This is a genomic window from Moorena bouillonii PNG (assembly GCF_001942495.1).
Lineage (GTDB): Bacteria > Cyanobacteriota > Cyanobacteriia > Cyanobacteriales > Coleofasciculaceae > Moorena > Moorena bouillonii.
The window spans coordinates 5978262-5988510 of sequence record NZ_MKZS01000001.1; the positions used below are offsets into that span (position 1 = coordinate 5978262).

Annotated in this window: 8 protein-coding genes; 5 read left to right on the forward strand and 3 right to left on the reverse strand. The window is 42.8% G+C overall.

Translation table 11 applies throughout. From position 1 onward, the window contains the following. Positions 1 to 350: 350 nt before the first annotated feature. Positions 351 to 1028 carry a TraB/TrbI/VirB10 family type IV secretion system protein gene (locus tag BJP37_RS24255; protein WP_075902617.1) on the forward strand — a complete coding sequence of 226 codons (678 nt, stop codon included), beginning with the start codon at positions 351 to 353 and terminating at the stop codon, positions 1026 to 1028. A 444-nt stretch (positions 1029 to 1472) separates the two neighbouring features. Here the strand turns inward: BJP37_RS24255 and BJP37_RS24260 are convergent, their stop codons facing one another. Next, positions 1473 to 2885, reverse strand: coding sequence for a pyridoxal phosphate-dependent decarboxylase family protein (locus BJP37_RS24260; RefSeq protein WP_075902619.1), 1413 nt, complete (start codon positions 2883 to 2885; stop codon positions 1473 to 1475). A gap of 283 nt (positions 2886 to 3168) precedes the next feature. Beyond that, positions 3169 to 4071, reverse strand: coding sequence for an ATP-grasp domain-containing protein (locus tag BJP37_RS24265; RefSeq protein ID WP_075902621.1), 903 nt, complete (start codon positions 4069 to 4071; stop codon positions 3169 to 3171). Positions 4072 to 4321: 250 nt separating this feature from the next. On the opposite strand from BJP37_RS24265, the gene BJP37_RS24270 reads away from it, so the two are divergent. From BJP37_RS24270 to BJP37_RS24285, 4 genes are all read left to right on the forward strand, one after another. After that, complete coding sequence (locus BJP37_RS24270; protein WP_075906420.1) at positions 4322 to 5443, forward strand: alpha-hydroxy acid oxidase; 1122 nt, start codon at positions 4322 to 4324, stop codon at positions 5441 to 5443. Between the two features lie 267 nt (positions 5444 to 5710). Beyond that, a complete protein-coding gene (locus BJP37_RS24275) occupies positions 5711 to 6583 on the forward strand; it encodes a type 2 periplasmic-binding domain-containing protein (protein ID WP_075902623.1) in 873 nt (290 codons plus the stop codon). A gap of 112 nt (positions 6584 to 6695) precedes the next feature. Next, a complete protein-coding gene (locus BJP37_RS24280; protein WP_075902625.1) occupies positions 6696 to 7559 on the forward strand; it encodes a M48 family metallopeptidase in 864 nt (287 codons plus the stop codon). A gap of 378 nt (positions 7560 to 7937) precedes the next feature. After that, positions 7938 to 8183 (forward strand): hypothetical protein, encoded by a 246-nt coding sequence (locus tag BJP37_RS24285; protein WP_075906421.1) that lies wholly within the window; start codon positions 7938 to 7940, stop codon positions 8181 to 8183. A gap of 49 nt (positions 8184 to 8232) precedes the next feature. Here BJP37_RS24285 and BJP37_RS24290 read toward each other — a convergent pair whose 3' ends face one another. Next, positions 8233 to 9783 carry an ISKra4 family transposase gene (locus tag BJP37_RS24290; RefSeq protein ID WP_075902627.1) on the reverse strand — a complete coding sequence of 517 codons (1551 nt, stop codon included), beginning with the start codon at positions 9781 to 9783 and terminating at the stop codon, positions 8233 to 8235. Positions 9784 to 10249: the final 466 nt, after the last annotated feature.

Below are 10249 nucleotides of genomic sequence, written 5' to 3' on the forward strand. Positions count from 1 at the left end.
GCAGTCCCAGACCTAATTCTAGTTCTATGGGGCTCAAAAACCTGATCTTACCTCAATCCTACAGATTTTAGGTTTTAAATTAGCTTCTAAAACAGACATGATGCGATTAGCCCGAAGGGCTACGCTACGCGAACGCTCCGGGAGCAGAAGATGGGGGTGATGGGGTGATGGGGTGACAAGCAGCTTTAAAGGTCGGGTGGGTGTAGGTGGGGTATCCTGGTCAGAATTTTGATCAATTAGCGTACGCTTGCTTTGATGATCACATAATTCATGATCACCTTGGGAAACATAACTATGCTCTTTTGAGTCTAATTAATCGCTTCTACTCATCCTCAAGGAAGATATATTTAATGTTTATTTCCCATCGTTGGCAGTCCAGAATCGCTCTACTCACCGCATTGGGGATCACTTCAACTGTGGCGTTACCAATGTTGATAGCGACTCAAGCTAATGCCCAGTCTAGATTCTACATCGAGCCACAGTTGGCTCAATTTACCCAAGTCATCATTCCTGCTGGGACTTTAATACCAGTTGAATCCGACGACGCCAAGAGAGTTATTGTCACTCGTAATGAAACTCTACCGATAACGGTGATAGTAGCTAGAGATGTAGTCTCCTTTTCAGGAACCCTCCTAATTCCAGCAGGTAGTGAGATTGAAGGTGAAGTGCGTCCAGTTCAAGGAGGTTCTCAGTTTGTCGCCGAAAAGTTGATTCTCAGGGATAGTGATCAATCCTTATCCCTTGATGCCACCTCCGAGGTTGTCACCAAAACTGAAACCATTACCAAAAACACTGATCCCGATTTGCTCAAAGGTGCTGCTATTGGTGCAGCTGCCGGGGCTGTACTCTCTGAAATCTTTGGTAAGCTTGAATTTTGGGAAGTTTTAGCTGGTGCTGGACTCGGTTTGGTTACAGAACTTCTTCTTGCAGGAGGTCAGGAAGACGTAGAAGTATTTGTCATCGACCCTGACACAGATTTAGATGTAACCTTGAAGTCTGATTTAGTCCTTAACCTTGACAATCGCTAATTTTAAGGATGAAGGATGAACCCTTCACCCTTCACCCTTCATCCTTGACTTGATAATTAATCATTCATCCTACCCGACGGTAAAGCTATCAGGGGAACATCCTTCTTGATAATTTATCCTTAACCAAAAATTACTGTCACCTTAATATTTATCTATTATTATCTATTAATATTAACTAGTTAGCCACCAGGTCGTCAGGATAGCTAAGCTAATGGGTCTTTATCGCCGCCTTCTCTGGAGTACTATCTTGATCTTCAGTAGTTTAGTCACACAGATTCCAATGTTTGTTTAGACTAATGTTTGTTTAGGCAAGACAGCAGGATGAGATAAGACATTTTATCTTTCCCATTCTCTACCTGATTTTTACACCTTTACAATTTATATGCTGGCGTTCGCTTATAGATTCGCCAGCTTTTTTTTGTTTTTATGGATCTTCCGTACCTCCTATAATAAACTATTACCAATTTGGATAAAGTTAGCAAAAAAACTATCTAGATCTGCTTCGTTAATATCTGGGTTGGTGAGAATCAAGCGAATTACAATCTGTTCTTGATAGTGAGAGTAATTGACTAATGCTTGACCGGAGCGCATTAATTGCTCACGTATCTCCAGATTCAGCTGATCTAAACCATGATTAGACAGACTGTTATCCCTGGGATTATAGCGAAAACAGATATTCAAAAATGTTGGTTGAACTATCAATTCTAAATTCTCACCATTGCGAATATAGTCCGCCGCGTAGCTAGCGAGTTCAAACAAGCGGTCAACTCTTGCTTCATAACCATTTTGGCCATAGTATTTCCAGGCTAGCCACAGCTTAAGGGCATCTACTTTCCGCCCACACTGCAAGGACATAGTTCCGAGATTATAGGCACTATCTTCGTCATCGTGGAAGATATAGTGAGTACCTTGACTAGAACAAGCCTCCAATAAAGTCCCTGGTTGTTTTACCAGAATAGCTGAACAAATCAAGGGCACGCCCATGAGTTTGTGAGCATCCCAAGTAAAAGAATCTGCTAAGGAGCTACCTTGCAACAGGTGCTTGTGGTGGTTGCTGAACAAAACCGGAGCACCCCAAGACCCATCCACATGTAGCCAGAGTCCATATTTGTTGGTAATTTCTGCAATTGAGGGCAACGGATCGAATGCACCGGCAACGGTAGTGCCCGCAGTAGCTGTCACAAAGAAAGGTGTTTTTCCTTCACTTAGGCTTTGTTGAATAGCAACGTCTAATTGTTGCGGGCACATGCGCTGATCGCCATCGGATTTGACTTTAACTACATTGTCTATGCCCATGCCCAACAAATTTGCTGCTTTGAAAAAGGAATAGTGAGCCTGATCTGAGATGAATGCTACTAGCTGGTGATTTCCCAATCCCTTGTTTTTGGATTCGGGTAGGAGTTTGTGTCGCGCACAAAGCATGGCGACCAGATTAGCATTACTCCCTCCTGTCACCATCAACCCCTCACCTTGAGGAAAGCCGATCAAGTCCTTGAGAGCCTCAATCAATTTAATCTCGATCAGGGTAGCTACTGGAGCAACTTCATAGGTATACATAGAAGTATTAGCAGTACTAGTTACCATTTCTGCTAATAATCCAGTTATCTCAAATCCACCCCAAAGCTGGTTGAAAAATTTGTGGCTACTAGTCCGCACGCTATGGTCAAGGTACGATTCAATAATCGGAATTAAATCGGCTAAGGGAACTCCATTTTCCGGTAAGCTTAAATCGAGTTTTTCCTTAAGGGTTTGAGGGCTTTTATAATCTATTACCTTGGTGTCAGTATTTTGATTTTCCTGCAAATAGTTAAGGAGTTTATCAACAGTTAAATTGATTATTTTTTCAAACTCGATCATAATTTAATATTTGGTAATATTGTATATTTTGTGGAATTGATAAGGGTGCATATCCTAAAAGCTGTTTGACCCGGTGGGTGGAATGGGCATCTTGCCCGTTACAATTTTCGGGCGTGCTGTCCCAACGGTGAGGACGAAGCATAAAATGAGGGATCGCCCGTCCCTAACGGGTGCATCTCATTTTTGCTGTTTGAGCTAGTGGTGCGTTACGGGACGGACTATCCGAACAATGGCTACCGAGAAAATGAGGGATCGCCCGTCCCTAACGCACCCTACCCAAGTATCAAAGTGATACCAAAACTTCGGCAAGTTTCCTTTTGGTGCTAGCGAATACTTGATGTTGTTGATTGTCCCAAATGCTAACACGAGAATTAAGCTCGATGATTTTCGGTTGACCGTTAACTAGGGCAAGATCAATGCCATAAAAACGGTTACCGTACTGTACCATATGTTTTTCAATTTGTTCCACTAGATCTAAGACAGTGCTAGGGATGAGTTCTATTTCTACAACACGCATCTCGCCTCCTTCAGTCACGGATGCTACTAATTTTCCTGAAGCTGGAGTACGTACTATAGAGTGAATAATTTCCCCGTTGAGGAGTGCTACACGAAAGTCATGAACACCATTGACAATACCGGGTATACCTGAGCGTGAATCGAGAAACTCTTGCACTAATAAGGGATAGGGGCAATGTTGCTTCTTTAAGAACTCATCGTCTCCAATGTGGACATTTCTAGCTTCAAGACCATCTAATGGCTTGACAACTTTATATTGCCCTGGTATTCGGTCGAGTGCCTCAAAAAACTCTTCTTTGGTGTTAACAAGATAGGTTTGGGGAGAATAGTCACTAAACAGCTGAAATGTTTTATATTTGTTGGTGCAAATTTCGTTAATTTCCTGACAGTTAAGAACTGGGATAGTTCCATCAGAGATAAACAATCCTTTATCGAAAATGACATCAGCTTTGACAGGACCAGTTTCAATTACTTGTCCATCTCGTAATTCCCAACTCTGGGAAAATTGTCCTGATCCTAGATAGGAAGATTGGTGACGAACAACACGAAATTTGGCACCACAGGCTTCAATTGCTTCACCAAGTTGGGCAATGTGTCGTATGTACTTTTTTTTAGTAAATGGGTAGGCAAAGGTGCCTGCTTCCTCAAAAAAGACAGCAACAGTTTTCAAGGTTTACCTCAAACTGGGCATCAGATAAAAATTATAGCAATTTTTATTTATTGTCTTGTGGACTTGAGCTAAAAGCCTGTAAAATTAATCCCACAGCCGGTCAGGTGCATTACTGACAAGGGTGCCAGATGTCAACCTACCCTACACCGAACGCCAAAGGCGAATAACAAAAAAACCTTCAACCTTCCACAAAACTACCTTCAACCTTCAACCTTCAACCAAACAACCTTCAACCAACTTTCAACCAACCTTGAATCAACCCATTAATCTATTTGAATACGAAGCCCTAGCGCCGCAGTATCTATCTCCCATGGCACTGGATTATTACGCCAGTGGTGCTTGGGATGAAGTAACACTGCGAGACAATCGTGCAGGGTTTGAACAGATAAAACTCCGTCCTCGGATGTTGGTGGATGTGAGTCAACGAGATTTAAGCACACAAATCCTAGATCAGTTTCTCCCGATACCAATTCTGGTGGCTCCGATGGCATTCCAGTGTCTGGCCAATCCAGACGGTGAATTGGCAACAGCAAGGGCGGCAGCTGAGGTAGGGGCAATCATGGTGTTGAGTACCATGTCCACCAAACCCTTAGAAGCTGTAGCCCTTGCCGGGAAACAGAGCCAACAAAAGCAGGAGGCAACATCCCATATCCAAAATCCCTCATGGTTTCAGCTGTATGTCCATCGCGATCGCACTCTCACCCGTAGACTGGTGGAACGGGCGGAGGCAGCTGGTTTTAGTGCCCTTTGTCTGACCGTAGATGCACCAGTGTTGGGGTGTCGAGAAAGGGATCGACGCAATCAATTTACTCTACCGGTAGGGATGGAATTGGCTAATTTAGCGACTATGACCGGTCTGGAAATTCCCAAAACTGCAGGAGAATCGGGTTTATTGAGCTATTTTGCCCAGCAAATTGATCCAACACTGACCTGGCGGGATCTGGAATGGTTACAATCGATCACTACTCTACCGGTGTTAGTCAAAGGCATTTTGCGAGGAGATGATGCTCTCAAGGCATTGGACCATGGAGCCAAAGGAATCATTGTATCGAATCATGGCGGTCGGCAATTGGATAGTGCGATCGCATCCATCGATGCCTTACCCGAAGTGGTCGCAGCCGTGGGAAATCATCTACCAGTATTAATCGATGGGGGTATCCGTCGAGGCACTGATGTGCTCAAAGCTTTAGCCTTGGGTGCATCAGCGGTATTAGTAGGTCGTCCAGTGTTATGGGGATTAGCTGTAGCAGGAGTTGCGGGAGTACGCCATGTCTTGCAATTGTTACGAGATGAATTGGATATAGCCATGGCGTTGAGTGGCTGTACTAAGGTCAAGGATATTGACCATAGTTTGGTGAAAATTAAACATTGACTAAATGATTAATAAATTAATATTAGCTTATAATGCCGGAACACTAAGCCAAATAGCTTAGTAATATAAATGAATTGGCTGAAGTTATAGCAAGACTGCGTATGTTAATTTTCATGAAAAAGGTTATTATTTATTGGTAATACTTTGATACTATTCCCCTAAATTACTGGCACTGAGTCAGGGTTAGGCTCAGGGTTAGATAACCTTTGAGCGATTTATCGATTGGAAAGTGATATCAGTAAGTAATTATTAGAATCCCAAAAAGAAATGAGGAATAAGCTAGCCACTATCACCCTTAGTATTATCTTATCTTTAACGTTTACCTCAGCCAGTTTAGCTGAAACAGTCTTGTCAGAAATTAAGCGCACTGGTGTTTTGAAAGTAGGAATTAGGAGAGATTCCCCTCCCTTTGGTTTTCTAGAGCAAGACCAATGGCAAGGCTACTGCGTGACTAAAATGTATTTTCTAGCCAACCATCTTGGTGAAGTACTCAATACATCTGTTCGGTTCGAGGCAATTCCATCTGTTCTAGACGAAGACTCTCCTAACAATCGTTATGGGATGGTAGCCAATGGCACGGTACATCTAGATTGTGGTCCCAATACGATCAAAAGTGCTCCACCACTATCAGGAGTTACTTACTCCACTGCTTTTTATTTTTCCGGGACACATTTTCTAATCAGACCCGAAATGAAGGGTATATTCAATCCTGAAACTTCCCTAGCTGGTAGAAAAATTGGTGTCCTTCCTGGTTCAAATACACATCCCTTAATCTCCAGTACCTACCCATTAGCTGAAATAGAAGACGCTCGTTACAGAGGCTCTAACGGTCGAGAATTGGCTCTGAAAGATGTTGTCGAACGGGATATTGATGCTTTTGCCAGTGATGGCATGCTTTTAATGGCAGAAGCCTTAAGACAAGGGCTGACATTCCAGGATTTTACCTTAATTCCTGACCGACCGTTAAGTTGTGATTTTTACGGAATAATTTTACCTGATCAGGATATAGAATGGAAGAAAAAAATTGATAAATTTATTACTAACTTAAGGTGGGATATAATTTTGGAAAAATCCTTGGGTGTTGACTCGATTTATTACCAAGGTATACGACAAGCTGCTTATGAAAAATGTGCTAACTAAATCCCTGAAAGCTGACTGCTGAAAGCTGACTGCTGAAAGCTGACTGCTGAAAGCTGAATAATGAATACTTACAACCCTATGATTATTCAAATAGACGCTTAAATAGACGACTATGTTAAACCCATTCTTTTGGATTAAGCGTGCTTCCCATCGTCGATGGTTTTACCTGCTGATTCTGGTAGTTGTGGCACTGGCTCTAGGGGTAGGGTTACCCCATACCTCATCAGCATTTGATTTATGTGGGTTGTTGGATGGTGATGCAGGAATTGAGATAATTCAGTTAATCACCATTTCTGATCAACAAGAAGTAGAGCTGGGTAAGTGTTTGAATCAACAAGAAGTTGCTCAAGGGCTGGAGATTTACAGCGGACGCAAAATCACTGAATACGTCCAAGACATTGGTAAGAGATTAATCCCCTATAGCGATCGCCCCAATTTTCCCTATACCTTTCAAGTAGTCAGGAACAACGATATAAATGCCTTTGCCTTGGTGGGTGGCTTTGTTTATGTTCATACTGGCTTGCTGAAAGGGGTAGAAAATGAAGCTGAGTTAGCTGCAGTGATAGCTCACGAAATTGCTCACATTACTAGCAAACACAGCATAGAGAAACTGCGCCAGATTATCAAAGACAAGAACCTTGAGGTAAATAGTGAAGTCGAGTATGGGACAATTATAAATCTTCTTGAGGATATCGCCTTCTCTCTTCCCCGAGGAAGGCAGCAGGAATATGAAGCGGATCGCAAGGGATTAGAAATGTTGCACGGTGCTGGCTACGCTCCCTCAGGCATGACTGGATTTCTCGAAAAATTAACCAAAGGCAATACACCGGCAATGCTAAGAACCCACCCAGAACCAGCAAAACGCCTTGATACTCTCAACGAAATAATCAACAAAAAAGGTTGGGATCCCAATGATGGTGATGGCTTAGACAGTGATGCTTACAAACAGAGAATCCAATCTCTAGCAATCGAGTAGGTGAGCTAGCTATAGTGACTGGCTGTAACAAATTTAATCTAACTTATTTAAGTTAGTTTTTAAACAAGTGCGCACATATTTATATACTCTGGCATAGGGTATATCCATGCCACACAATTCCTTTAACCAAAGTTGCACTTCCCCATAACTACTAAATCCTTCCGGTTGTTGTAATTGAAATCGTAATTTTTCCTCAGTCCCTGCTCCCGACTCCCGAGCATTTGTTACAAAATTTTAAAAATATGCTATAATGTAATATTTTTTGTGCTATAGTATCAGAGTGGGCGCTGAGACGCCCAGAGTCAAGAGCTAGCCCGGGGAGAGTCCAATACCTACGGGCTAGCTCTGGCTCTCCTATCAAAAGGAGATACTTTAATGATGACCTATTCTGAACGCCTTCATCCGTGGGTGGTCATTCGGCTGTTACCACAAGCGATGCAGCGCGGTCTTGGGGGTTTCCCCCATGAGCGACTGCATCAAGACATGCAGCGAGTTGTTGTTGCTCGCTTTCGCAATCGATCGGATGCAGAGGGACATTTATGGGCCCTGAAACGATTGATGCCGGATGCGGAATTTATAATTGTTTTTGATGTTGGTAATAATCGGATCGATGAGGAATCGTAAGGGCTAAATCTCATTTGGGTGCGGCTCTTTTAAGAAGACGCAAGTCCAGTCAAAAAACCATCGCTTTGTATGAAGTATTTGTACAAATTGAAGCTTGAATAACACTTTTAAGCAAAGGAATACCAGAAAAATACTTTGCTTGGTGATTGCGGTGATGTTCTTTTTGCAAATGAAAACGCCAATAGTCGTTCCAATCACCACTGACGTGAAGAGAACGAAGACGTAAAACCGCCTCAGCACCCTGAAGGCTCCACCGGGCTCCAGTAATATCCATTCGGTCTTTAATCAAATGACGACAAGCTCCTTCAATTACTCCCGTAGCAACAGGAAATCCTTCAGCCAAGTAAAGATCGTACCGAAGATAATCTCGATTATTGAGTAAATAGTTTGCGCATTTATCTACGGCAGAACGTTGCTCTGGTTTGAGTTGAAGCCGGGTTGCACAGCGGCGCATACCCGAAGCAACGTAACTTGATTTACCTTCAAGAATACGAAGCAAACGATCGCTAACCCAATCTTCAGCTTCTTTACTGCTAGGAGCATGAAAGACAAAGGCAGCTTTCCAAAGATACTCAATTACATGAATCAGATCCAGAACAATTGTGAGCTGAATTTTATGTTTCTTGGCCAACTGATCAAGCCGTCGTAATTGCGTCTTATTACCATCAACTAATGCAACTAGCTTTTTTTGTCGTTCTCGATCGCGGCTTAAAGCTTCATCAAATGTTTCATTAATTACTTGTTCTGCCTCTTTTGCTAAAGAAGCCCAAACTCTTTTACCTTCGGGACGCGGACGTTTTATCTTGGCTAATTTTGGGGGATTGACTATTTGTGTTGCTGTCCGCACTATTGGCTCTATTGTATAAACAGCAGCTACTGTCGCCATGGGTTTTGAGTTTCGTTTTTCTCCCTTAGTTAGACGTTTTTGTAGCTTTTTTTGACCGGCAGCTCTTTTCTTGGTGTCGGGGCGTAAATCCTCTTGGCGCATGACTACGCCCTTGCCATCGACACTAATAACCAGAATATCTCCTGTCTTTTCCCCAAGCTGATACTGTGCTTGTTGGGCTTGATAGAATTCCTCAAAATCACGAGAACTCGATAGTGCTAATTCTTCAACCTGACGCTTTGCTACTTTGGCTGCGGTTGTCTTGTTAATGATGTCTACTGTTTGGTTATATCCGTTGAACGCTACTGATGTCGCTACTCGCTCTGATAGTCCGTGAGAATACTGTTCTGGTGGCAGATTTAATTCTCCATCCAGAGGATTTAGACTATGAATGCCTCTTCCTCCGTAGCCAAGGCGATTGACTATTACTATCCCAAATATTGTCTTCAGTTTTCTCGATTGGTGACGTTTATGGGTTCTTTTTACCCCGTCACTACCTATACAGTCTGACTCTATTTCATCTGACTTTCTCTTATCTAAATAACCTTGTAATAATCTTCTTAATAGTTCGTTTCCGTTGACAAATAGATTATTCTCCAATTCACTGTGTTCCAGACCACAAGAACTCTCTGAACTTAACCACGTTACCATTTCCTCAAATAGTTCCCGTGCTTCTGTGAAATCTCCGTCCTTGTTTTGGTTGGTGGGTAGCATATTGTTTAGTTGCAATTAGTAGAATGTTTACGAATGTTCTGGTGGAGGGGAATTTTGGAGCAGTTTTTCTTGCCGATGCCCACGATCGCGCTGGGTTAGTATAGCTGCCTACCGCGTAATCCCCTACTGAACCAGTAGGGGATTGTCCTCGCGACCCCTGGCACGTTTATGAGTCTAGCGTCTTTTTAAAAGAGCCGCACCCAAATCATTTAGCGGTTTGGGACTTTAATCAGCATTGAGTTTGATGATCGATTTGAAAATGCTATTGCTATCAATCCTTCATCAAATTCTCAGATATCACTCACCTTGGTTTCATCTTATCCCCTCACCCTAAGGTTAGGGATTCCAGGCACAGCCCCTGATCCTGGGGTTGGGCAGTTGCGTAGGGTGCCAGGTGCGTAGGGTGCGTAGTGGAGTGACCATGTTAAAATAGTGTAATAAAGCCAGGGAGCGGTGAGAACCATGG

Bases quoted from the DNA above. Each gene is read 5' to 3' on its own strand.
- BJP37_RS24290 (WP_075902627.1), bottom strand. From the start codon at position 9,783: ATGCTACCCACCAACCAAAACAAGGACGGAGATTTCACAGAAGCACGG.
- BJP37_RS24275 (WP_075902623.1), top strand. From the start codon at position 5,711: ATGAGGAATAAGCTAGCCACTATCACCCTTAGTATTATCTTATCTTTA.
- BJP37_RS24260 (WP_075902619.1), bottom strand. From the start codon at position 2,885: ATGATCGAGTTTGAAAAAATAATCAATTTAACTGTTGATAAACTCCTT.
- BJP37_RS24280 (WP_075902625.1), top strand. From the start codon at position 6,696: ATGTTAAACCCATTCTTTTGGATTAAGCGTGCTTCCCATCGTCGATGG.
- BJP37_RS24255 (WP_075902617.1), top strand. From the start codon at position 351: ATGTTTATTTCCCATCGTTGGCAGTCCAGAATCGCTCTACTCACCGCA.
- BJP37_RS24285 (WP_075906421.1), top strand. From the start codon at position 7,938: ATGACCTATTCTGAACGCCTTCATCCGTGGGTGGTCATTCGGCTGTTA.